The 24085-nt window shown below is 42.5% G+C and carries 19 protein-coding genes; 6 read left to right on the top strand and 13 right to left on the bottom strand.

The window, feature by feature from the left end; genetic code table 11:
• The first annotated feature begins 30 nt into the window (after positions 1-30).
• The 3 genes from elbB (at position 31) to H3302_RS01810 (ending at position 4036) form a co-directional block, all read left to right on the top strand.
• Positions 31-681: an isoprenoid biosynthesis glyoxalase ElbB gene (gene elbB, locus H3302_RS01820; protein ID WP_036971490.1), complete on the top strand. Its 651-nt coding sequence runs from the start codon at positions 31-33 to the stop codon at positions 679-681.
• Positions 682-862: 181 nt separating this feature from the next.
• Positions 863-1255 carry a cytochrome c5 family protein gene (locus H3302_RS01815; protein ID WP_065978244.1) on the top strand — a complete coding sequence of 131 codons (393 nt, stop codon included), beginning with the start codon at positions 863-865 and terminating at the stop codon, positions 1253-1255.
• Positions 1256-1456: 201 nt separating this feature from the next.
• Entirely contained in the window at positions 1457-4036 is a 2580-nt protein-coding gene (locus H3302_RS01810; protein ID WP_182396087.1) for a diguanylate cyclase domain-containing protein, read from the top strand.
• A 24-nt stretch (positions 4037-4060) separates the two neighbouring features.
• Here H3302_RS01810 and rep read toward each other — a convergent pair whose 3' ends face one another.
• Positions 4061-6073 (bottom strand): DNA helicase Rep, encoded by a 2013-nt coding sequence (gene rep, locus H3302_RS01805; RefSeq protein ID WP_036971502.1) that lies wholly within the window; start codon positions 6071-6073, stop codon positions 4061-4063.
• 110 nt (positions 6074-6183) lie between these two features.
• On the opposite strand from rep, the gene ubiK reads away from it, so the two are divergent.
• Positions 6184-6447 carry a ubiquinone biosynthesis accessory factor UbiK gene (ubiK, locus tag H3302_RS01800; RefSeq protein ID WP_036971505.1) on the top strand — a complete coding sequence of 88 codons (264 nt, stop codon included), beginning with the start codon at positions 6184-6186 and terminating at the stop codon, positions 6445-6447.
• Between the two features lie 46 nt (positions 6448-6493).
• Here ubiK and can read toward each other — a convergent pair whose 3' ends face one another.
• The 7 genes from can to ilvG form a co-directional block, all read right to left on the bottom strand.
• Entirely contained in the window at positions 6494-7156 is a 663-nt protein-coding gene (can, locus tag H3302_RS01795; RefSeq protein WP_036971509.1) for a carbonate dehydratase, read from the bottom strand.
• Positions 7157-7174: 18 nt separating this feature from the next.
• Positions 7175-8353 (bottom strand): methyltransferase, encoded by a 1179-nt coding sequence (locus H3302_RS01790; protein WP_182396086.1) that lies wholly within the window; start codon positions 8351-8353, stop codon positions 7175-7177.
• Between the two features lie 51 nt (positions 8354-8404).
• Positions 8405-9439 carry an ABC transporter substrate-binding protein gene (locus H3302_RS01785; protein WP_257473670.1) on the bottom strand — a complete coding sequence of 345 codons (1035 nt, stop codon included), beginning with the start codon at positions 9437-9439 and terminating at the stop codon, positions 8405-8407.
• An 88-nt stretch (positions 9440-9527) separates the two neighbouring features.
• A complete protein-coding gene (ilvA, locus tag H3302_RS01780; protein WP_065978247.1) occupies positions 9528-11081 on the bottom strand; it encodes a threonine ammonia-lyase, biosynthetic in 1554 nt (517 codons plus the stop codon).
• Between the two features lie 2 nt (positions 11082-11083).
• Positions 11084-12940, bottom strand: a complete 1857-nt coding sequence (gene ilvD, locus H3302_RS01775; protein WP_036971518.1) for a dihydroxy-acid dehydratase — start codon at positions 12938-12940, stop codon at positions 11084-11086.
• Between the two features lie 109 nt (positions 12941-13049).
• On the bottom strand, positions 13050-13295 hold the full coding sequence (gene ilvM / locus H3302_RS01770; RefSeq protein ID WP_036971521.1) for an acetolactate synthase 2 small subunit: 246 nt from the start codon (positions 13293-13295) through the stop codon (positions 13050-13052).
• The gene (gene ilvG, locus H3302_RS01765; RefSeq protein WP_182396085.1) at positions 13292-14941 is read right to left on the bottom strand and encodes an acetolactate synthase 2 catalytic subunit; all 1650 of its coding nucleotides are present in this window, start codon (positions 14939-14941) and stop codon (positions 13292-13294) included. Before ilvG ends, ilvM begins: the two co-directional genes overlap by 4 nt.
• Positions 14942-15466: 525 nt before the next feature.
• On the opposite strand from ilvG, the gene H3302_RS01760 reads away from it, so the two are divergent.
• Complete coding sequence (locus H3302_RS01760) at positions 15467-16345, top strand: TraB/GumN family protein (protein ID WP_036971526.1); 879 nt, start codon at positions 15467-15469, stop codon at positions 16343-16345.
• 24 nt (positions 16346-16369) lie between these two features.
• On the opposite strand, the gene modF is transcribed toward H3302_RS01760, so the two are convergent.
• On the bottom strand, positions 16370-17827 hold the full coding sequence (modF, locus tag H3302_RS01755) for a molybdate ABC transporter ATP-binding protein ModF (RefSeq protein WP_259369874.1): 1458 nt from the start codon (positions 17825-17827) through the stop codon (positions 16370-16372).
• A 128-nt stretch (positions 17828-17955) separates the two neighbouring features.
• Here modF and H3302_RS01750 point away from each other — a divergent pair, with 128 nt between their 5' ends.
• The gene (locus H3302_RS01750; RefSeq protein ID WP_065978250.1) at positions 17956-18579 is read left to right on the top strand and encodes a DUF4097 family beta strand repeat-containing protein; all 624 of its coding nucleotides are present in this window, start codon (positions 17956-17958) and stop codon (positions 18577-18579) included.
• 18 nt (positions 18580-18597) lie between these two features.
• Here H3302_RS01750 and H3302_RS01745 read toward each other — a convergent pair whose 3' ends face one another.
• From H3302_RS01745 to H3302_RS01730, 4 genes are all read right to left on the bottom strand, one after another.
• A complete protein-coding gene (locus H3302_RS01745) occupies positions 18598-20346 on the bottom strand; it encodes a response regulator (protein ID WP_065978251.1) in 1749 nt (582 codons plus the stop codon).
• A gap of 99 nt (positions 20347-20445) precedes the next feature.
• Positions 20446-22782 (bottom strand): fatty acid cis/trans isomerase, encoded by a 2337-nt coding sequence (locus H3302_RS01740; RefSeq protein WP_182396084.1) that lies wholly within the window; start codon positions 22780-22782, stop codon positions 20446-20448.
• On the bottom strand, positions 22779-23159 hold the full coding sequence (locus tag H3302_RS01735) for a hypothetical protein (RefSeq protein WP_036971539.1): 381 nt from the start codon (positions 23157-23159) through the stop codon (positions 22779-22781). Before H3302_RS01735 ends, H3302_RS01740 begins: the two co-directional genes overlap by 4 nt.
• A 139-nt stretch (positions 23160-23298) precedes the next feature.
• A complete protein-coding gene (locus H3302_RS01730) occupies positions 23299-23964 on the bottom strand; it encodes an SDR family oxidoreductase (RefSeq protein WP_065978253.1) in 666 nt (221 codons plus the stop codon).
• Between the last annotated feature and the right edge of the window lie 121 nt (positions 23965-24085).

Here is a 24085-nt window from a genome sequence, read left to right as displayed (position 1 = left end):
AACCAAAGTTGCATTAAGGAGGAATATCTAATGAAAAAAGTGGCTGTAATTTTAGCGGGTTGCGGTGTTTACGATGGCGCAGAAATCAATGAAGCAGTATTAACTTTGCTACACATAGCCAAAGCAGGTGCACGCTATCAATGTTTTGCTCCTGACATTGAGCAACTGCATACCATTAACCACTTAACCGGTGAAGAGATGACGCCAAATCGTAATGTTTTAGTGGAAGCAGCACGTATTGCGCGTGGCGAAATAAAAGCTATCACAGAACTAAACGTGAATGAATTTGACGCACTCATCATACCCGGCGGCTTTGGTGCGGCAAAAAACTTATCTGACTTTGCTGTAAAAGGCGCAGATGCTCAAGTACAAGATGATGTACTCCATGCGTGTACTGCGTTTGTTAAAGCAAATAAAGCAGCGGGATATATGTGTATTGCACCTGCCATGCTGCCACTTATTTATGGCCAAGGCGTAAAAACAACCATTGGTAACGACCAAGATACCGCAGCGGCTATTCAACAACTAGGCGGCGATCACCAATACTGTGCCGTTGACGACATTGTTGTAGATGAACAACATAAAGTGGTTACAACCCCTGCATATATGCTTGCGCAAAGCATTTTAGAGGCTGATGCTGGGATTGAAAAATTAGTCAGTAAAGTATTAGAACTGGCATAATAACACTGTAGCGATTCAGCACATAAAGCTGATTTTTATTGCGCTGGAGCAAAAAATGGCTTTTTTTATCAAGAAAAAGCCTTTCAGATCATTTTATAAATTGTGGCTTAGCGTTATAATCGTTCTAATTTCCGTCAGATATCGTGATTGATCACGTTCAAATCGAAGTGAGCAAGGCAAAATGAAAAAACTATCAGCTGCATTATTACTGCTAGCAACAACGGCATACGCACAAGCGTATGACAACTCTTTGACTGAAGACGCAATTAAGAAGCGTCTAGCGCCAATTGGTTCTGTATATCTAGAAGGTGATAAAGCTGCTGCGGCTGCTGAACCTACTGGTCCTCGTTCTGGCGAGCAGGTGTATCAAGCATCATGTTTCGCTTGTCACGGTACTGGCGCATTAGGCGCACCTAAATCAGCTGATGATTGGGCTCCTCGTATCGCTAAAGGCAAAGACACTTTACTTAATCACGCCTTAAATGGTTTCAATGCAATGCCTCCTAAAGGTACGTGTATGGACTGTTCTGATGAAGAAATCAGTGCTGCTATCGACTTTATGACAAGCAAATAACAGTTATAAACATAATACGAAGGGCTTAATTTATTAGGCCCTTTTTTTTATGCCTGAAATACGCACAAAAATAATAATTTAGTACTAGCAACCTTGTCTGTATAACCCCTTAATTAGCCTATCTGCTACTTGACGATCTACGAAAAAAGTGGAACTATAAAGAACAATATTTAAACAATAATAAAAACTGGTTCTAAATCATTGGAAGATTCAGCAACACACATTGATAAGCTAGTCCGTAGAAATGCTCGCTTAAAATCGCTTATACAAAAATATAAGCAATCTCATCACTTGCAACATGCTCTATTACAGTTATCAGAGCAAGCAAGCACTGTTGCCGAATTAACCCTTCTTTACCCCGCTATTCACGATATATTGCAAAGCTTTATCCCAAGTAAAAGCTTTTACGTTGTGCTGCACAACCCTGTGAACGATCTTTTAGAACTGTCGTATTTTGCAGACGAAAAAGATGGCCTTTCTGTGCCCTTAAAATACGATCAACACTTCAAAGAGGGGTTAACTGGTCATGTATTCAAACATGGTAAAACCAGCTACTTTACTAAAGAACAAACCCAACAAGCTGTTGAAAAGGGTCAATTTAAAGCTTTAGGGACCCCCGCAGAGCACTGGGTTGGCGTACCGGTCTATCGTGATAAAACCATCATTGGCGTGATGGTGGCGCAGAGCTACGATAAAGCGCAAAGCTATTCTGAGCAGCAAATTGAACTGTTAGAAGTGATGTCACTTTACCTTGCAACTGCTATAGAACGCGTTAAAAAGCGCGAACTTCTTGAGTCCGAAGTCAAAATTCGCACCCGCGCACTAACGCAAAGTAACCAGGCACTCAATGAAGAAATATTACACCGAAAAAAAGCATTAGAACGACAGCAAATACTGTTTAAGATCTCTGAGCTTGCAACACTGAGTGAAAATCTAGAAGACGTATATCAGCATGTACACAAAATAATAAAAACCATTACGTACGCAGATAACTTATATATTGCGCTGTATGACCAACAATCTCACTGGCTAAGCTTTCCTTACTGCGTTGATGAATACAGCGATAATGCCGAACCTCGGCCATTTGCTAAAGGTTACAGTGAGTTGGTACTGAGTACCGAAAAATGCCAAGTGATTGATGCAAAGCGCGCGAAAAGCCTCATAAAACAGGGGGTCATAGAAAGGCCTAGAGATATTCCGCCCGAAGAATCTGCCACCAGCTGGTTAGGAGCGCCACTAAAGACATCACAAGGGGTAATTGGCTTAATTGTTTGCCAAGCATATAACAATAAACATGAATTTAGCCAAGATGATTGTGAGCTCATCACCTTCGTTTCACACCAAATCGCCAATGTAATCCAAGCCCATTTAGCTAACCAAGAACTTAAGCAAAGCCACCAAAAGCTTGAACATCGCGTTGCTGAAAAGACCAAAGAATTGCGCCAAGCCAATATGCACTTACAAATGCAAATGGAAGAGCGTAAAAAAATTGAACAACAGTTATATCACGATGCACATCATGACTCGCTCACCAGCTTACCGAATCGAAGCTTGTTCTTAACACAGCTTGAAAAAACGCTGCAGCATTATCAACGCTATCCAGAGCAACAATTTGCAGTGCTGTTTATCGACTTAGATAAATTTAAAGATATTAACGATCAATTAGGTCACCAAGCTGGGGATCAGTTTTTAATTAGTGTCGCAGAATCATTTTCTCACTGTATTCGAGAACATGATTTACTTGCACGATTAGGCGGCGATGAGTTTGTTGTTTTGCTCACCCATTTAACAGAGCCGCAGCAAGCAGAAGATGTTGCAAAACGCATTATTGAAATCATGAAGAAACCTTTCTGCATGAAAGGTCAATGTATTCAAAGCGGTGCAAGTATAGGGATTACCTACTCAAAAACGAGTTACAAGCACACCGATGAGATTATTCGTGATGCTGATGCAGCCATGTATTATGCTAAAAACGCAGGGCGCAACCGCTTTGAGTGTTTTCATCCTTTACTCAATGCGACGACCTCACAGCATGAAGCTGAGAATATGCATCACCTTGATGATTTACCAATGCATTTTAGAAGCTCAGAAATCATTACGCTTGACGAGTCAGCACATGCTGAGTCGCTATTAGAGGCGTTTGGAGAACACCCTGTACTTGGCAGTACCAGCTTTGAAGTACTCAAGAAGTTTGCCACTGATCGTATTCAGCATTTCGAAGTTGAGCTGAGTTTACTCAAACAAGCTTTTTCATTAGCCGCCCAAACAAAGTTACAAAAGGTGTTATTTCCATGCTCAGGATTAGTGCTTGAACGCATCAACTTTAAAGCGCTATGTCACCTTCTCAAAGCGCATGATGCTAAAAAGATATGTTTATTATTTAATGAACAAGAAATTCGTTATGCATCGGCTGTACAAATAGAAAACCTAAAAAGTCTTGTGGCACAAGGGTTCTCGATAGGTTTGAATGAGTTTGCAAAAGATCGCTGTGAATTGAACTTACTGACCGAATTTAAGTTCGATTACTTATTATTAAGCTCAACTTTCAGTAAGCGTGTGCTACAACAAGAAAACTATCATTTACAGCTTCAAGGTGTACTGGCTATTACCCATATTCAAAATATCCAAGTCATAGCCAAAGGCCCATCGATTTTTAACTACCGTACCCTGTTAGATAAACACGGCTTATCGCTGTTTATTGGCAAACAGCATGCACTTGCGCCCTTCAATAAAGAGACGACAAGCACACACTCGACAATACCGCTTGATTTAAATATTTAAACATGTGCATTGAGCATAACGGCGTTACTTTTTAAGCATGGCACGCAAGTTAGCAACACGTGCTTGACCTTTTTCCATTCGCTCTGCTTGAGAAGAAGGCGGTTTCTTTGCTTCAAAGGCCAAGTCATCCTGTGGTAACTCCTGCACAAAACGACTCAGCTCTGTATCCGATGTTTCACCAAACTGACGGCGCAGCTTAGCGTATGTCATAACCAACTCTTGCTGGGCTCGTGTGATACCTACGTAAGCAAGACGACGTTCTTCTTCAACGTTATCTTCGTCGATGCTCACTTGATGAGGTAATAATCCTTCTTCCATTCCCACCATAAATACATACGGGTATTCCAAGCCTTTTGAAGCATGCAAAGTCAGGAGCTGTACCGCATCAGATTCATCTTCTTCTTCATTGCGCTCAAGCATATCGCGCAGCGTTAACTTGCTCACCACTTCTGCTAAATTCAACGGGGGGTTATCGGCATCACCGGTCAGCATATCGGTGATCCAACGATATAACTCCGACACATTCTTCATACGCATTTCTGCGGCTTTTGCGCTAGGCGATGACTCGTAAAGATACGCTTCGTAATTAATTTGCCTGACCAGCTCTTTTACCGCTTCGAGCGTGTCACCCCGCACTGCATTATCAGACAGTTCAACCACCCAACGAGCAAACCCTGCTAACGCATTAAAGCCCCGCCCTTTTAAACGATGCGCAAGCTCAGGCTCAAAGCAGGCAGCAAATAAACTAATGTGCTTTTCGTTGGCAAGTGTGCCTAATTTTTCGAGAGTGACGGTACCTATTTCTCGTCGTGGGGTATTCACGATACGTAAAAATGCATTGTCGTCGTCTTGATTAACCAACAAGCGTAAATACGCCATGATATCTTTAATTTCTGAACGTGAGAAAAACGACATTCCGCCACTAATTTTATATGGGATACGGTTACTCATCAGCGCTTTTTCGAATACGCGCGCTTGGTGATTCCCCCGATATAAAATGGCGTAATCTTTATAGCTGGTCCGCTTCATGAACTTATGCGAAATGATCTCTGCAACAACGCGTTCAGATTCATGCTCTTCGTCACGACAGCCAATGACTTTAATCGGTTCACCATAACCTAGTTCACTGAACAGTTTTTTATCAAACTCATGCGGATTATTAGCAATAAGAATATTGGCTGCTTTAAGAATACGCCCTGCACTTCGGTAGTTTTGTTCAAGTTTAATTAAACGCAAACCCGGAAAGTCTTTACTCAATAACACCAGATTTTGTGGTTTAGCACCACGCCACGAATAAATTGATTGGTCATCATCTCCCACCACCGTAAAGCGAGCACGTTCACCCACTAATAACTTAACCAATTGATACTGGCTCGTATTGGTATCTTGATACTCATCCACCAGCAAATAACGAAAACGCTGTTGCCAACGCTCACGTGCTGTCGCATTTTGTCCCAGTAGCAAGGTGGGGATCATGATCAGATCATCAAAATCGAGGGCATTATAAGCTCGTAGTTGATTTTGATAGCGGGCATACAACTGGGCAAACAGTGCTTTTTGTGGCTCACGCGCTTCACGAATCGCCCGTTCGGGTAAAATAAGCTCGTTCTTCCAACTGCCTATCTGCATTTTTAACAGGTTTAATAAGTCTTTGTCTTTTTTTAGTTCGTCTTCTGTAAGCTCGGTTAATAATTGATTGGTATCTTGATCATCAAACAATGAGAATCCTGGCTTAAAGCCTAATGTGGTTAATTCTTTTTTGATGATCTCAAGACCTAAGGTATGAAATGTCGAAACCCATAACCCTTTAGACTCTTGCTTACCAAGCGTTTGTGCAACACGCTCGCGCATCTCTTTTGCCGCTTTATTAGTAAAGGTAACGGCTGCTATGTTACGTGCTTGATACTCACACTTTTGCACCAAGTAAGCGATTTTGTTGGTAATTACACGCGTTTTACCTGAGCCTGCGCCGGCTAATACCAAACACGGTCCACTGATATACTTTACCGCTTCATCTTGTTTTGGGTTGAGTTTCATAAGCCCCTAAGAAATTATCCAAAGACAGAACCGGCAATTTTACCGTAATCACTACACTACGCCTAGCCAATAAGGTAAGATTGTTTTTTTACGTGACTCAAGGGACGAAGATGATCAACCCAGCAAAACTTGAAGAAATCGCAAAGCAAATCACTGATAACATGCCACAAGGCGTGAAAAACCTTGCCGACACCATTGAAGGTAAAACGAAGCAAGCTATTCAAAACAAACTTGCTGAGATGGACTTTGTAAGCCGTGATGAGTTTGATATTCAAAGCCAAGTACTTATTCGAACTCGTGAAAAACTCACGGAGCTAGAAGAAAAGGTTGCCTTACTTGAACAACAACTTGCTAGCAAACAAGACGAACAATAAAAAAAGGTGAGCTACTTAGCTCACCTTTTTTCTATCCAGTTAAGTCTTAACTTTTCTCTGCAATACGTTCGAAAACACGTTTTACCGCAGTACCGTATGTCTCTGTGGCTTCTTCTGCACAGGTCACCACGGATTCAAGGTCATTTAAATGACCATTTGCTAAACCATACACCCAACCATGAATCGTAAGTTCTTGGCCTTTCGCCCACGCATCTTGCACGATATTAGTACGACACACGTTACGTACTTGCTCAATTACATTGAGTTCAATCAGGCTGTTTAAACGTTCTTTTTCTGGTAATGCGTTTAACTGTTCGATGTGTTTTTCTTTTACATCACCAACATGACGTAGCCAGTTATCAATTAAGCCAAAGCGTGCTTCATTTAAAACCGCTTGAACACCCCCACAGCCATAGTGTCCAACGACCATAATGTGCTTAACTTTAAGTACTTCAACCGCGTACTGCATGACTGATAAACAGTTATGGTCAGTATGCACAACCACATTTGCAACGTTACGGTGTACAAATAACTCACCCGGTAATAAATCAACTATCTCATTAGCGGGTACACGTGAGTCCGAACAGCCAATCCACAAGTACTCGGGATTTTGTTGCATTGATAGAATTTTAAAAAACTCAGGATCACTTTCACTCGTACGCGCAGCCCAACGTCTATTATTTTCGAATAAATTTTTTAACTTTCTCATTGCGCCTCTTTACGATTTTTAATAATTAGCTTGGATCAAGATATTCCTTGGTGTGAGCTGTTTTTCACAAAACGTACTTACTGATACCTGATAGCCTTGTTGTTGCAAATATAAAGCACGATCGAGCACGAGCCAAACTTCAATTGCTCTTCTGAACACATGTCGGATGAGTTCAATGCGTTCTGTGACCCTTTTACGCTGCTTACCTATCTCTAAAAATGCATTGTAATCAATATCATCTGGTATATGTAGTGACTTTTTATCAGCTGCCCACAAACAAAACGACCTAAAAGAACCAGAAAATACCGCTTTATTCACGGAAGGCACACTCACATAGTGCTGAACACCGGTAATTGATTTACGTAATGCATCAAAACCAAGTCGCCACTCGACTTCTGTTTTTCTCACTTTATCAACCCGACTTGGTGCGGTCACGGTTTCTTGCAAGGCCAGCTTTAAATCGCGATGGGTTAGCGTCAATTGACTATGCTGTGCATGCTCACTCATTGCTTGGTAGGCATCGTCGGTAAATAAGTGATAACAACAGGGTGAAAAGCTTATCTGCTGGGTTTTGGCCCGACTTGCCTGCTGCATAAATGTTTGGTGTAAACGACCACATGCATGTAAAGCGACGGCATGTTGCTCTGTTTTAAAAAATGCATCAGTGTTATCCGTTAATACATTCGCTTGTGAAAACTGCATGGCTAATTGTTGCTGCTTAGCACTATGAGCTCCCTGCTCACACAGGTGCTCTTGTAGTTCAATACTGTGTACCGAGGGTGCGCCACTAAATGCCAGCATCCGCCCTAAGTGTCCTTTGCCTGCACACCACTCTAAAACAGGGTGTTGCTGTGAATTTTGGCTGATCGCTGCAACAAAATCTTGTAACTGCTCAAACTTGCGTCCTTTGATGCCATTACTGATCCAAAATGGAAATTCATTCCTTGGCAACTTTGTTGTGGGCAGTTCGCATAAGGCATTAAGTTCATCAACACCGTCTATAGCATCACAAAAGTATTGATATAAAGCATGCTGGTCGGCATCAAGTTCACTCACTTGGCTGTCATCAATCGCCCATAATAAAGACATTAATTCAGGCCATGGAATATCATCAAAGTCAAATGCCGTGCATTGCCAGTATTGGCGAGTTGAATAAAGCAGTGTATCTAAAGCAGCAAAGTGCTGGGCAAGTGTCATAACTACAAAAACGACAAAAAATAAAAGTGAGTATAACAGCTTTTAAGAGGTTTAACGCCTTCCATTGCTTATTAGACCAATGTACAAAGGAACACATGCAATGCTCAATATTATCGCTAAAATAAGCATCCAAGATAACTCTATGCCCTCGCTTTGCTGTTGATCATACATAAACCCTGAAAATGCATGATCAAATTCGTCTTGATCGATGTTGTAAAGGTCAGCGATAAGTCGCCATTTAGCCATCGACATGCTCCCCAACTTGCTGCCCGGAGGCTGAATATAGTTAGCGAGTACATCGGCTTCATATGCAAGTTCCTGCATACTTTTGTGCGGGGCATAATCACGCTGAGTGACATTAATACTCTCATTCATATTATGCAGTGCATAACGCCATCCCTTTAAACTTGCTTGATAAAAACGCTCAACTATATCCGGTTTATTTTTAAGCATAGCCTGCGAGGTATATAAAATATCGCCATACACATTCAGGCCAAATTTTTGTGGACAAATTAATCGGTGCCCAACACCACGCAGTGTTAAAGTATACGGCTCATTAGTTACATACACTTGCACAGCATCAAGTTCGCCAGCTAACCACTGCTCTATTCCGCCTTTTTGGCTTGCAGCCATTAAACTTTGATAATCAAGCCCCGCCCTTTGCAGCATGACTAACAACTCTGCGTTTTCAAGTGAGCTAATTTTACTGAGTTTTTTACCCGCAAAATCACGCGGCTGGAAAATATCAGAATTATTTTTAACCATCCAACAATAGGGGGAGAACTGCAGCATAGCCGCTAAGGCAACAACGGGGGCACCTTGCACACGTTGTTGCAAAATACCAGAATGCGTAATAGCAAAGTCGGCTTGACCATTTAACACCTGATCAAACGTGTTAGGGTTGTTAGGATCTGCGGGTAAAATAGTGACATCAAGTCCAGCGTCTTTATAAAAGCCTTTTTTTGCTGCCATGTAATAGCCAGCGAACTGGAATTGATGAGTCCATTTTAGTTGCAAGGTCACCTTGTCAGAGCCATTGGCACTTATGCTTAGCATTAAACAGAGTAACCCTAAGTAATAACGCATTCCTCGCACGCATCATCCTTGCTTTACAATCGTGCAATAACTATAGGAAAAATATGCAAAAAATCAAGGCTCCTTGATGGAGCCCAGTTTATTGATTGGCAGCTTTAGCTTCACTCAACTTTTGACCTTGAGTCGTTAAAAATTGCGTGAAACATGGATTATTGGTTTCATCCTGAACATTATAACCAAGACGATTTAAATGCTCGTTAAATACGTCGTAATCACTCGGTTCGATAGCAAATGCAGCAAGTACATTACCTACAGAGCCACCATGATTGCGATAATGGAATAACGTAATATTCCAGTTACTGCCTAACGTATCTAAAAATCGCGCTAATGCACCTGGGTATTCAGGAAATTCAAAACGTAATAATCGCTCATGTAATTGCGCTGGGGCTTTTCCACCCACCATATAACGAATGTGTAATTTAGCCAATTCGTTATCTGACAGGTCACAAAATGTATAGCCATTCTCAGTGAGTACCGCTTTTAATTCATCTAGCTCTTGCTGACCTTGGCGAAGTGCAATACCCACAAATATTTGTGCTTCACCCGGTCCTGCATAACGGTAATTAAACTCTGTAATAGCTCGGCCACCTAACGAAGCACAAAATTGCTTAAAGCTGCCTTTTTCTTCTTTGATGGTGACGGCGAGTAATGCTTCGTTCTTTTCACCCAACGCAGTGCGCTCAGCAACGTAGCGTAAACGGTCAAAATTTAAATTCGCGCCCGATAAAATAGCAGCAACATTTAAGCCTTTTACACCGCTTTGCTGACACCATTTTTTCAAACCCGCTGTCGATAAGGCCCCTGAAGGCTCAGCAATTGCACGGGTAGAAACAAAGATATCCTGCATAGCAGCACAAATCTCATCGCCACTCACGGTCACAACTTCATCACAAAACTTTTGTGCTAAGCGGAACGTTTCGGTGCCGATTATTTTTACCGCTACACCATCAGCAAAACTACCAACGCGGTCAAGCTCCACAGGTTTCCCCGCCTCTAATGCTGCTTTTAAACACGCACTTTCATCCGCTTCAACACCAATTACTTTGATATCAGGTCGCAATGATTTTATGTACACAGCCATTCCCGCCAACAAGCCACCACCGCCAACAGGAATAAAAACGGCATCAAGGTCGTTTAGCTGCTGCATCAGTTCTCGCGCAACTGTGCCTTGACCAATAATGACATCGGGGTCATCAAAAGGAGGCACAAATACGCCATTGCGCTGCTCTGTTAGCGCTAACGCGTGGGCTTTTGCTGCATCAAAGTGATGACCATGTAATACAACCTCACCACCTAGCGCGCGCACTGCACTCACTTTAATTTCGGGTGTGGTTACCGGCATAACAATTGTCGCTTTGTGCCCTAAAAACGATGCACTTAACGCGACGCCTTGAGCATGGTTGCCAGCCGATGCAGTGACCACATCAGAGCCCTTTGGCAACTTACTCAACTTATGGAATGCACCGCGCAATTTAAACGAATAAACCGGTTGTTGGTCTTCACGCTTCAACCACACATGATTACCGAGCCTTGCGCTAAGTTCGGCCATTTCACTGACCTCAGTAACCTTTGCAAGCGGCTCCATATTTGCTTGGATGATAGCGCGAAAATAATCGAGCTCCTGTGAAACCATGATTAACTTAACTCCTCAAGCTTAGCTAAATCACGGACCGCCCCTTTGTCTGCACTGGTTGCCAATAATGCATACGCTTTAAGTGCCGATGATACATAACGCTCACGATCGCGTGGTTTAAAGGCCTCTTTACCACGTGCTAATTGCTTTTGCTTACGTGCTTCAAGCTCTTCATCGCTCAGGGCTAAGGTGATTTCGCGGGTGGCGATATCAATAATAATTTTATCGCCGTTCTCTACATACGCAATTGCTCCCCCGCTGGCAGCCTCAGGCGAGACATGACCAATCGATAAACCAGAGGTACCACCCGAAAAACGGCCATCAGTGATCAATGCACATTTTTCACCTAAACCTACCGATTTTAAGTAGCTGGTCGGGTACAACATCTCTTGCATACCTGGGCCCCCTTTTGGCCCTTCATAGCGGATCACCACAACATCACCCGCTTTTACTTCACCATTTAATATACCTTCAACTGAATCATCCTGTGATTCGTAAACCACTGCTGGGCCTTCAAAATGCAGCATTTCTTCAACAACACCGGCACTTTTAACAATACAACCATCCAGCGCTAAATTTCCCGACAGCACCGCTAAGCCACCATCTTGACGAAACGCATTTTCAACACTGCGAATACAGCCATTTTCACGATCGTTATCCAGTTCAGGCCAACGACATTCTTGGCTCATCGCCTTCGTGGTGCGGATACCCGCTGGGCCTGCTTTATAGAACTTTTGCGCAACGGCATTGTTTGGATCTGTGGCATTCCACTTCTCAACTAACTCCGCCATCGTCATCCCAGCAACGTGATCCACAGACAAATCAACTAAACCCGCTTTACCTAGCTCACGGATAATTGCCATCATGCCACCAGCGCGGTGCACGTCTTCAATGTGATATTTGCTTGTGGCAGGTGCAACTTTACATAAAAAAGGCGTTTTGCGTGAAAGCTCATCAATATGCGACATATCAAAATCGACACCCGCTTCTTGGGCTGCGGCTAATAAATGTAACACCGTGTTTGATGAGCCACCCATTGCAATATCCACCACCATTGCATTCATAAAAGCGGTGCGATTGGCGATGGCACGTGGTAATACGTCGGCATTATCTTTTTGATAATACTCACGGCATAAATCAACGATGCGTGCGCCTGCTTCAACATATAACTGTTTACGGTCTTTATGAGTGGCAAGTGTTGTGCCGTTACCAGGCAATGCCAAACCAATTGCTTCTAATAAGCAGTTCATTGAGTTAGCCGTAAACATCCCCGAACATGAACCACACGTTGGGCACGCTGAGCGCTCTACTTTGTCTGAGTCTTCGTCGCTGACTGAGCTATCGGCACCTTTCACCATGGCATCAACTAAGTCGAGTTTAATGTCGATATCAGCAAGGCGGGTTTTACCTGCTTCCATCGGTCCACCTGACACAAAGATAACCGGAATATTTAAGCGTAATGCAGCCAGCATCATACCTGGGGTGATTTTGTCGCAGTTAGAAATACAGATCATCGCATCGGCACAATGCGCGTTAACCATGTACTCTACTGAGTCAGCAATCAGATCGCGAGAAGGTAGCGAATACAGCATACCGCCGTGGCCCATCGCAATCCCATCATCAATCGCAATGGTATTAAATTCTTTTGGTACACCACCCGCTTCAGTAATCGTTTCGGCCATTAACTCACTGAGTTGATTTAAATGAACATGCCCTGGAACAAACTGCGTGTATGAATTCACAACAGCGATAATTGGCTTACCGAAGTCCTTATCTGTCATTCCTGTTGCACGCCACAATGCACGTGCGCCTGCGCGTTTACGACCTTCTGTTGTTGTTGCACTTCGTAATTTAGCCATAGTTACCTCTGTTGTTGCAGTGGCGTGCCACTGACTTCCTCATTCCTAATTTATTTCTTACTAAAGCATAGTCTGTGCTGCTCTAGTTACCTGTTGAATTTGTCTGTGATTAAATTGCTTGCTGTTGCAGCTGACTCTCAAGCGTCACATGCTTTACATCGACCAATTTATTTAACTGCGACGTTAATAAATGAATGGGTTTATCGCTAACCACTGTCATAGTCACTCTGAATGCATCTTCTGCCATTTCTAAGTTCATTTTTGTTAGATCAAAACCGCGATGACGGGCAACGCGTAAAAAGCGCTCAACAGCGACACTTTGATTTTTGAGTGCAATCGTTAGGGTGTGTTTCATTTTACAGTCTCCGTCATCATCTCATCATTGGCTGCACCGGGTGGTACAAGCGGCCATACATTTTCTTTGTCATCGATACACACATGTAAAATGTAAGGACCTTGACTATTCACAAGTGCATCAATCGCCGTGTCAACTTCATCCGCTCTTGTCACAGTTTGACCTGGGATACCAAACACTGCAGCGAGTTGAACAAAATCAGGGTTATCTGAAAGATTGGTCTCAGAATAACGCCCCTCGAAAAATAACTGCTGCCATTGACGTACCATGCCTAAACGCTGGTTATCTAAGATAAGTATTTTTACTGGTAAATTATTACGGCGAATTGTCGCCAGCTCTTGAATGTTCATCATGATTGAGCCATCACCCGAGACCGTAATAACAAAATCGTTTGGGCGTGCCACTTGTGCACCTATTGCCGCAGGCAAACCAAAGCCCATCGTACCCGCCCCGCCACTGCTTAAATGATTGCTGGGGTGCGAAAACTTCATATGCTGTGCAACCCACATTTGATGCTGGCCCACATCACAGCACACCACACCGGTCTTCGGCATTTTTTGGCTCAGTTGATTTAGCAGGTAAGGCGCAAATACTTTTTCACCCGGATAGTCATAACGCCACGCATGCTCTTTCATCATACTTTCAATATGTAAAAGCCACTCATCTGGGGTTACAAAGCAATCGAGTTGCGGTAGAGACGTTTTTAAGTCAGCGACGAGAGACGCTTTTACAGGCTTTCGTTTGCCGATTTCTGCTGCATCGATATCCAAATGAATAACTTTAGCTTTTGCGGCAAACTTACTTAGGTTGCCCGTAACTCGGTCATCAAAGCGCGCACCAATACACACTAAAACATCGCATTCTTGTACTGCTAAATTAGCCGCTTTGCCACCGTGCATACCTAGCATGCCAAGGTCGTACTCGTAATCAGGTAACACACTTCCCAACGCTTTTAACGTTGTTACCGCTGGCATGTGGGTTTTTTCTAAAAACTGCATAAGCTCGTTTTGTGCATCTGCGGCTTGAACACCGCCCCCCACATAGGCAACAGGTCGTTGTGCTTCACTTAATATTTGATTCGCAATGGCAACTTGGTTGGGGTCAAGTTTTGGCAACGTATCTTCTGCCGCTAACCAAGGATGGAATGGCACCTGTGCCATTTGAATGTCTTTAGGAATATCGACTAACACAGGACCCGGACGCCCTGTTTGCGCTAGGTGGATGGCTTCTTGCAGTATTTCAGCTAAATCTTCAGGGCGTTCAACCATGTAGCTGTGCTTTGTACAAGACAACGACATACCGAGTACATCAATCTCTTGGAATGCATCTGAGCCAATCGCTGCGGTAGGCACTTGCCCCGTTATCGCCAGTAATGGCACCGAATCCATCATCGCATCAGCCAATGCCGTGATAAGGTTGGTCGCACCCGGGCCTGACGTTGCAAAACACACTCCCAACTTACCCGTACTACGTGCAAAACCTACAGCGGCAAAGCCAGCGCCTTGTTCATGACGGGTCAAATAATGTTTGACGGGCGCGCCATACAAAGCGTCGTAAATAGGCATGATGGCACCACCCGGGTAACCAAAGACATCCTTTACGCCATGTTTGGCTAATAAATCGATTGTTAACTCTGCGCCTGTCATCTTAAATCCTCATTCCTCAGTGACATTGTGTATTTTTTGCGGTTAAAACAAAAAGCCCCCGGACTGTTAAGTGCGGGGGGCTTTTTTAATGCTTCACTTTTCTCTAAGCACTAAGTAGCCCCCGCGGTAATAATAATCACCACGACGTTAATTAGGATTAGAGATAGTTTATTTGTAAGCATTTACTTATACCAAATTCGTGTCATTTGTTGCGGAAATCTAGCCATCCCGCTGCCTTTTTCTATTAGTACCGCGCCCAGCCCTTCAAGTCAACATAAAAATCAATTCAAAAAACATCACAAAAAACGAAATTAAAGAAATAAATATCTAACATTAACTGTATTTAAGATTAAAAATTCACATATAGCTAGCTATTGAAATTTCATACCTCGTTATAACCAATTAAATGATTGATTAATTTTTAGCTTTCATAGGTAATTTTTTTCGGGTTGATCTCATTTTATTAAACCTCTCTGTGAAAATTAGTTTAGTATTGAAAACAACAACAGCATGAAAAGGAAAGTTATGAAATTCATACAGCGTATTAATGCCCTGTTTTTTGTTCTACTACTACTGGGCTTTAGTCAGCAAGTATTTGCTGAACCAGGACTTTGGAAAGTAGAGAAAAACGGCATTGCCTCATATTTATTCGGCACGGTGCATGTCGGTGATAAAAGTATGCAAGGACTGCCAAGCAAAGTAACCAATGCACTTGATAAGACCGATAAAGTCATCGTTGAAGTCGATATCAGTGCGATATCTCCTGTCGATATGCAACGTCGCTCATTGCCTTTTATGATGCTAAAAGACGGCAAAACATTACAGTCAGAACTCTCTGAAGCTAACTATGCCAAACTGCAAAAATACTTTGCTGATAAGTCCATAGATATTGCTATGTTTAAAAACTTAGCACCGTGGGCCGTCATGATAACCATGATGCAAATGGAGTTTCAAAAAGTGGGGTTTTCTGACCAATACGGAATTGACAAGCAAGTCCTTGCTTACGCTAAAGACCATAAAATTTCAGTGGGTGAGCTTGAAACGCTAGAACGACAAATGGAAATGTTTGAACACTTGGCAATCATGAATGATAAAATGATTGAAGAAACTTTCGCGCAACTCGCCGATGCCGACACCTATTTCTTTGGTTTAATAAACGCGTGGAAGTCGGGTGATATGGAAACACTCACTCAATTTTATAACGAAAGTTTTGATGACTCACAGTATGGTGAACTCAGTGAACAAGTGATGCTAATTGATCGCAACAACAACTGGGTTGAGCAATTATCTAAGCGTATCGGTAAAGAAAAGCTATTTATAGCAGTCGGGGCACTGCATTTGCCTGAGCAGCACGGTTTACTTAAACAGCTAGCCGATAAAGGCTTTACGGTGACACGCATTTAAATCAATTGCATGTCCAAAAAGCGCCTAAGGCGCTTTTTTTATGTCATTTTCCATCTCTAAATAATGCGCTATTCCAGCAATGTGATCGCTTGCATGGTGATTAACATAAATCACGGTACTGGTTTTTGCGCTGCAAATTTTTTCGATTAATAATAAAACCCGCTGTCTGTTTGCCTCATCAAGCCCTAAACATGGCTCATCGAGAATGAGTAAGTTAGGATGCTTAACCATCGCGCGGGCAATCAACAACAAGCGTTGATCACCAAATGACAACTGAGTAAATGAACTGTTTTGTTTATCACTTAAGCCAAGTAGTGCTAGCCAATTTTTAGCTATAGCCAGCTGTTTATCACTCGCTTTTTGATAAAGGCCAATACTGTCATAAAAACCAGAAATAATCGTATTCAACGCCGAAGTACCCACACGGTAGTCCATGTGTAACGCATTAGAAATATAACCAATATGCTGCTTTATTTGCCAAATACTTTCGCCACTCCCCCGCTGATAACCAAATACCTTGATGTCGTTGTTATAACACTGTGGGTTATCGCCAGTAATGAGGTTTAATAGGCAGGTTTTACCAGAACCGTTTTTGCCGGTTAATTGCCAATGCTCGCCTTGATTAATTTGCCAATTAAGCTTTTCAAAAATAGCTTTTCCGCCAAAGCTGACCGACGCATTCGTGAGTTTAACCAGGATAGGGTCAATAAGCGGTGGCGCTTGATGGTCACTATCAGCCTCTGGTATCTCTAAATCGGTGTGTGTTAGATGCAATAGTTTAAGTAAATCATCTCGCTGTTCAGCACTTGGCTGCGCTAATTGATGAGTAACTTTACCGTCTTTTATAAACGCATAATGATCAACACAGTCTGGAATCTCAGATAAGCGATTAAGCACAAAAACCATCGTCGTTGTTTCACTTAACTTTGCTAACTGATGGTCCAATTCAGTCATCGCTGCTACATCTAAGCCATTAAAGGGCTCATCAAGTACCAATAGATCAGGCTGACCTATTAACGCTTGGATCAGCATTAATTTACGTGTTTCACCGGTCGATAAATCACGAAACGCTTTATTTAGTTTACTTTCAAAATCAAAGGTCTCTAATAGCTGATTGAGCAGCTGATTGTCGATTTGTTGAGGGCTTCGACCTGCTAAAATGAGATCGCTGACACGACTGAATGAAGACACCCCTTCAATAATATCGTCCTGATCTTTGTTTAATTCTTCTGCAAGTAATTGCTTTTGTCTATCTGGCGATACCAGCGCGACGCGCTCAAAACTATTTGTGTACTGGCCTTGTTCGATAGTAGCAAACCCAGCGATAACAGCCGCTATTGCCGACTTTCCGGCCCCATTTGCACCTAGTAACACCCAGTGCTGCGATGCTGATACTGTCATGCTTAAATTGTCTACACAATATACATCATTGCCCTGCCCTTTTAGGCTGGCTTTAACATTAACCAACTGCGTTTGTTGCACTTTGAACCCTCATTCCACGTTATGTTTAGTTCGACGTTACCGCATTCAATAAAAAATTAAAAACCGTTTAAACCTTTTTTAATCACCGCTGCGACTAAGGTATAAAAGGTCATTAACAGGAAAATACAATGAAAAAATTACTGGGTGTAGCAGCAGTGGGCTTAATACTGACAACCTCACAAGCAATGGCAAAAGATTCACGTGAACTCAATCACACGTTTGCGATTAATAATGCCAGTCAGCTTGATATCGATTTTCCGGTGGGCAGCTTAGAAGTACAAAGCTATGACGGCAGCGAAGTACACGTCACCATTCGTATTGAGCCAAAAAATGACAAAGGCTGGTTTGGCTCAGAGATTGACTTGTCAGACATCGAACTGAACCACTCTCAACGCGCTAATCTATTAAGTTTGAAATTAGATAACGATGACATTCAACAAAATTGGTTAGTTAAAATGCCAAAATCAATGGCGATTGATGTTGAATTAGGTGTGGGTGACATTGAGATTAATGAACTGAGCAATTCGGTTGAGATTGAACTGGGTGTCGGTGCAGTGCGGATCGATAGTGCACTTGATGACTACAAACGCATTGAATTAGAGTCAGGTGTTGGTGATACCAAAATTCGTGGCTTAAAAAATGAGGCTAACACGCACCGTAAAGTGGTGAGCTCACAGTCAAGTTACCAAGGCAACGGTCAGTACAACATTGACGTAGAAGTCGGCGTTGGTGACATAAAAGTTAGACACTAACTCTTCATTTTAAACAACTTATCCCTGTTTGCCCTCTGTGAATAATGCGCCGAGGGCTTTTTGCACTGACTCGACTGAAATCGGCTTATACACATGCATATCGGCGCCTAAGTCATAAATTCGTTGCAAGTCCTCATTCGAGGTGTTGGCTGTTACGGCAAGTATCGGCGTTAATAGCGATTGTTCATTGCGGATAATATCTGTTGCCTTAAAACCATCCATAACTGGCATGTTTAAATCCATAAATATCACATCGTATTTTTTTTCAGCTGTCATACTTGTCGCAATTAAGCCATTACTCGCAATGTCATAACTAAAGTCAAACTGACTAATAATACGCCCTAAAATTGTGGCATTGAGAGGATTATCTTCAACTATTAAGCAATGCAGGTTTGTTGGTAATTGCATTGGCATTTCAGATTTGGGGGCATTTTCGAGATCCAAATGAATAACGACTTTAACCCCATGAGGCTGAACGTTTTGAAACTCAATCTTGCCATTCAGTGCTTTTACAATATGCATAACCCGTAAAAGGCCTGTTTTTAAGCCCTGAAAATGCTGTTCGCTATCATGCTCAAAGTCAAGCAGCTCAGCAGGAGGATGCTCAAAACCGGTGCCATTATCTTGCACTTCCAGAATAACCTGTTTGTGACCTTTGCAAATCGCATTCACGGCAATTCGACCTTGTTTAGGGGTGAACTTAACCGCATTATTAATAAGCTCAGAAAGCACTTGTTGTAGCCTTGCGTGATCGGTCACCACGTCTTTGTCTAATGCCTCAGACATATTCACACTGAGCGTAATATTTTTATCGTTACACGCGTACTTATAAGGCGCAATAGCTTGATTCAAGGTGGTTAGTAAGTTGCTTGAATGTGGCTTTAGCTGCCAGTCGCCTGATGATAGCTGTTGTAAATCGAGTAGCTCATCGAGCATAGCGACCAAACGGTTAACGCAGTATATGGCTTGTTGCTTCGTCAGTTGTTGATTATCGCTAATATCAAGCGCTTCTATCGACGAGGTAAGACCTTGCAAGGGGGTTCTGAACTCATGACTTGTTCGCGCAATAAACCGCTCTTTATTTTTATTAACCCGCTCTGCATACTCTTTTTGTTGTTGGTATTTCTGAATGGTATTTGCAATCAGCTTTTCCATTGGTTTAAAAATAAAAATAAGCTCTATGATTAACAACACAATAGCAGCAAGCCAAAACACCACCTCAAGTACCGAGATAATCGTGACTTTATACACCGATTCTTGCTCGAGTAATTTTACCGCTTGATCTAACTTAGTTAGCAGCGCCTCTAATTGTTCGCTCACAAAAATAGAACTGTCTATATTGCTGGAGTTTGTGCGACTATTTAATAACTGCTGAGCCTGACTTACGTAGCGCTTAACATGCGCATCAAGTTGGTTTGGAGGAGAAAAGTAATGCGCTTCGAGTGCAGAGTTTAAATGAATAAATTCGCCATTGTCTTGTTCAAGTAAAAACTGATGTCCTGACACAAATTGTTCTACAGCCTGCTGTAACAACCTACGATGTTGCTCTTTTAGGCGCTCTGAATCCTGATAGATCAAGGCATTTCCATGCAGCGCTATTTTTTGTGAAAGCATCCGCTGCTTACCGGCAATGTTGATCACCTTCGCATCCCCTTTTTGCACATAAAAAAGAGTCTGCATTAGGGCAGCAGAGATGGTTATCAAAATAGCAATGGCTGATAACCCCCACCGATATCGTTGGCGGATATCCTTAACTAGCTTCAACATGTATTACTCATTTATTTTTAAGCATAATTGTAGTTCACATTTCACAATAAAGCCCACTCTCGGTGGGCTTTAAACTATCGGTTAACACTATCAATTACTTTATCTATTTTCGAGCCGATTATAATCAAATAGCCCAAACTCAACACCGCGATATTGCTTGGCAACGTGGTGCAAAATATCACTGTATTGCCAGAACTGTGGGTGCGTTCGACGAATGGAAAACTCACTTTTCAAATCTCTGTACGCTGCTTCATCAGTGACTTTAGCAAGGCCTGATGCGAACGCATTAACTTGCTCAGTATTGTGTAAGTACCAAATCGCTTCGGGGTAGTCACCAATAAAACCAGGCACAATCGTCACGGTATCTTCATCATAGGCACGCTGACCTTCTTCGTTCAATAAGCTCGAAATATTATAATGAGCATTATGGTGAATAATGGTGTATGCCTTATGCGCATCCGCCCCCTCTTTCACTAACACAAATGAAATTTGTGGCAATAAGTTAATCGCTTTTACCGGTAACTCATTAATCTGCGAGAGAGGCTCTGGCACTTGCGTGTAATCATAACGCGTACTCAATATAGGCTTTAACTTTGCTTTAAGGATGTTGAATAACTCTGCCTGTGGGTCTGTGGTTTTATATTCAATGCCCGATGGCTGACTAAAGGACAGTTCATCTTCAAAAAAGCTCGTGAGACTTGGCGGTGATTTACGATACCATTGGGCTTTGATTTCTTCTCGTTTGTTCTCTGGCAGTAACGCTAAGTAATTGCCCTCACCCTCTAAGCGTAAAAAGTCCATGTATAAACGCGTTAATAATTGATGGCCTATATTGCCATACACATCAAAGCCAGCCACCAGCAAGTAGTGAATGCGCTCAAACAAAGCATAATCAAGCACCCATGCTGTTTTAGGCTGTTGGCCTATCCAGCCTTTAACCACGGTTGCACTATCAAAATGACGAAAAACGGTGAGTGCCGCATTTTGATTATGACCATCGCCACGCCACAGTAAATCGGTGGTTAAGTGCTGGCCATTGGCGAACATTTTGTTGGCCAAAGCCACTTTAGCAGAGAGATACTTATTTTGACTCTTTGAGTATTTCACCCAGCTTGAAATAGGCAGTGCGTTACTTTCTTCTTCAGCGGGCAATGCCAGTGCATCTTCATGCTGTAATAACAGCTCACCCACCTTAGGGGTTGCTGCCATTTCAGGTTTTGCAAAGGCAACCCAAAATTGATCGTTAATAACATTAAGGGCTATTTGACCACGACATACAGGGCCTTTAATAAACCCCATAATGATCAGTTCAGCTTCATCAAGCATAAACTGATAACGAGAATTTACCGGGATGGCCGCAAATGCTTTAAATGGATTTGAAGCAACATCCGGTTTATAGCTTGGCAGCTTATCAACCTGATACTCTGTTTCGATAAATTGAGCGTGCAAACGCGCAAGTTTTTCATCATTAAGAGCAAGCGGCAGGTGTGTTTTTGCCAAAATAGTTGAACGGTCATGCATCAAACGATAATAAACTCGAGATACCTTGGGATCTTCGTAAGGACGACGCGTACTAATCACTTTAACGTCTTGGCCCGGTGGGGTTGATGAGCGAACGAGTTTAAAGTAGCTGTGTTTATCTCCCTGTTCGGGGAAATAAATATGGGCTAAATACCAGTGCTCATAAATATACCGAGCTGCAAGTTGATGCTTTAAACCCTCTTGGTTTAAAAACGCTTCCCAGCGCTCAACTTGTTTAAGTACGTTTTTTTCTGGCGGCTCAATATGTGCCAGATAGCCCCCTTGCTTTAACCATTTTGCTAAACGCTGAAATTCTTCACTTGAAATACCCGGCAAACCATATGGCATCCCACTGTGCGGGTTGTCCTTTGCAAACGCATCGAACTCATTCATGGTTGTACATGTTTGCTCACGATCGAGACTAAAATCAAACTCATCACCTAAGATTGCTTGTGTCGGAAGCGGGCTACTTTGTTTAAGCACTAACGCATTGTAAAGGACACTGGCAGCCAAATTCGCCTCTTCAGTTTGCACACGCTCATTAAGCACCGGTGTAAAACCTTTTTCTCGCCACTCAGTGGTATCGAGTGCGTCAAACAGCAATCGGCTAGGCTCTTGGGCCAGTAAGCGCGTTCCATCGTAAACACGTTCTTTACTGATGCCTCTGTCGATGCCCTCAACCGAGGATAACTTCAATTGGCACGGCGCATCATAACAGCCATGACACACCACACAGCGACTATCAAGCACTGGCTTTACATCTGCCAAAAACTCAGCACCTTGTGGGGTTGATGCTGCAACAACACGCTGTTGAGGCTGCTCTTTACCAAATAGCTCATCATAGTGCGCTGCCCCTAAATAAGCGCAACCACTTAATAAGATTAAGCCAAATAGTGTCGTGAAGGTTTTTTTCATCCTTCTTCCTCGCTATCCTCTAGGTCATCACCTAAGTCAAAGGTTGGCATCATATCGACTTGAGGCGATACAAAACTGCTGTCGCCCTCAGCGCTGAGCATTGCACTTAATAGTGGCCCACGAACAAGGGTTAGCTGAGCATGGTGCTCACCCTTTATCAGTGACTGATATTGTTCAGCCAATGCTTCGAGTCGATAATCAGTTAAGGCAATAGCCACACTACTATCAACAGCAGGATTCTGGCAAAGCTGGGTAAGTAGATTTTCATCTAACGTGACGTGTAAAAGTAAATCAGGCGACTCAATATCACGACTATTGAGATGCTCATCGAAATAAAAAAGGGGAAGGGTTAAATCGCTATTTTGCTCTAGTTCCATGTGCTGTTCTCTACATCTATATGGCTGTCATTGTAGAAGTATAGCAAACAAAAAGAGCAAAAATTAGCGAAAGTTATCAGCAGTTAACCGCTTTTTTATTGCTAACTGCTTTACTGTTAATAACTTATTTTCTCACTCTTTACCAAGGTAAAGTTTCACCATTTGAGTGCCAAAAACCACCACTATTATCAAGGTTTAGCTCATCGATGCGCTTTATTAAACGTTCAGCGGCTGTCTCTGGGCTGATATCACCTGCAAAATTTACCATCTCTGTTTGTACGAACCCGGGATGAAATAGCCCAACGGCTATCTGCTTATCTTTAAGCTCATGAGCCAAACTCACTCCCGCAGCATTGAGTGCGGCTTTTGACATACGATAGCCTATATAGCCTCCCGAGCCGTTATCAGCGATTGAGCCCATTCGTGATGTAATCATCGCTACTTTGGCATCAATCCCTAAGTTTTGTAATAACGCGTGAGTAATACGAACAGGCGCGATGGCATTCACACTTATTTGCTTTTCAATTGCAGAAAAATCCATCTCATCGAGGGTTTCGTTATGAAAAATACCCGCGTTGTTGATCAAAATATCTATTTTGTCGCCATGAAGATGATTGGCAAGTGTTGTTACATCGTCTGGATTAGCGACATCAATATCACTGATTATTTTCACATCGAGCGCTTTTAGCTCTTCACTTGGCGTGCGAACAACCGCCGTAACACGGTTTCCTAGTGCTAAATAGTGCTTACAGAAATTAAGACCAATACCTTTATTAGCTCCCGTTACAACCACATGTTTTGTCATTCGTCTGCTCCTTCGTTAGCGTATACCCTATACCTTGGGACTGATAACAAAAAACCAAGGGCTGGTGCTTATTGAACTGTGTACTTTAAATGATAAATCGCACAGCCAAACACATGCTGTA

The sequence above is a fragment of the Pseudoalteromonas sp. MT33b genome, assembly GCF_014117385.1.
Classification (GTDB): Bacteria; Pseudomonadota; Gammaproteobacteria; order Enterobacterales; family Alteromonadaceae; genus Pseudoalteromonas; species Pseudoalteromonas lipolytica.
The sequence above is the reverse complement of the archived record's forward strand: the minus strand, read 5'-3'. Positions and strand labels throughout refer to the sequence as shown.

Bases quoted from the DNA above. Each gene is read 5' to 3' on its own strand.
- elbB (WP_036971490.1), top strand. From the start codon at position 31: ATGAAAAAAGTGGCTGTAATTTTAGCGGGTTGCGGTGTTTACGATGGC.
- H3302_RS01815 (WP_065978244.1), top strand. From the start codon at position 863: ATGAAAAAACTATCAGCTGCATTATTACTGCTAGCAACAACGGCATAC.
- rep (WP_036971502.1), bottom strand. From the start codon at position 6,073: ATGAAACTCAACCCAAAACAAGATGAAGCGGTAAAGTATATCAGTGGA.
- ubiK (WP_036971505.1), top strand. From the start codon at position 6,184: ATGATCAACCCAGCAAAACTTGAAGAAATCGCAAAGCAAATCACTGAT.
- can (WP_036971509.1), bottom strand. From the start codon at position 7,156: ATGAGAAAGTTAAAAAATTTATTCGAAAATAATAGACGTTGGGCTGCG.
- H3302_RS01790 (WP_182396086.1), bottom strand. From the start codon at position 8,353: ATGACACTTGCCCAGCACTTTGCTGCTTTAGATACACTGCTTTATTCA.
- H3302_RS01785 (WP_257473670.1), bottom strand. From the start codon at position 9,439: ATGCGTTATTACTTAGGGTTACTCTGTTTAATGCTAAGCATAAGTGCC.
- ilvA (WP_065978247.1), bottom strand. From the start codon at position 11,081: ATGGTTTCACAGGAGCTCGATTATTTTCGCGCTATCATCCAAGCAAAT.
- ilvD (WP_036971518.1), bottom strand. From the start codon at position 12,940: ATGGCTAAATTACGAAGTGCAACAACAACAGAAGGTCGTAAACGCGCA.
- ilvM (WP_036971521.1), bottom strand. From the start codon at position 13,295: ATGAAACACACCCTAACGATTGCACTCAAAAATCAAAGTGTCGCTGTT.
- ilvG (WP_182396085.1), bottom strand. From the start codon at position 14,941: ATGACAGGCGCAGAGTTAACAATCGATTTATTAGCCAAACATGGCGTA.
- H3302_RS01760 (WP_036971526.1), top strand. From the start codon at position 15,467: ATGAAATTCATACAGCGTATTAATGCCCTGTTTTTTGTTCTACTACTA.
- H3302_RS01750 (WP_065978250.1), top strand. From the start codon at position 17,956: ATGAAAAAATTACTGGGTGTAGCAGCAGTGGGCTTAATACTGACAACC.
- H3302_RS01745 (WP_065978251.1), bottom strand. From the start codon at position 20,346: ATGTTGAAGCTAGTTAAGGATATCCGCCAACGATATCGGTGGGGGTTA.
- H3302_RS01740 (WP_182396084.1), bottom strand. From the start codon at position 22,782: ATGAAAAAAACCTTCACGACACTATTTGGCTTAATCTTATTAAGTGGT.
- H3302_RS01735 (WP_036971539.1), bottom strand. From the start codon at position 23,159: ATGGAACTAGAGCAAAATAGCGATTTAACCCTTCCCCTTTTTTATTTC.
- H3302_RS01730 (WP_065978253.1), bottom strand. From the start codon at position 23,964: ATGACAAAACATGTGGTTGTAACGGGAGCTAATAAAGGTATTGGTCTT.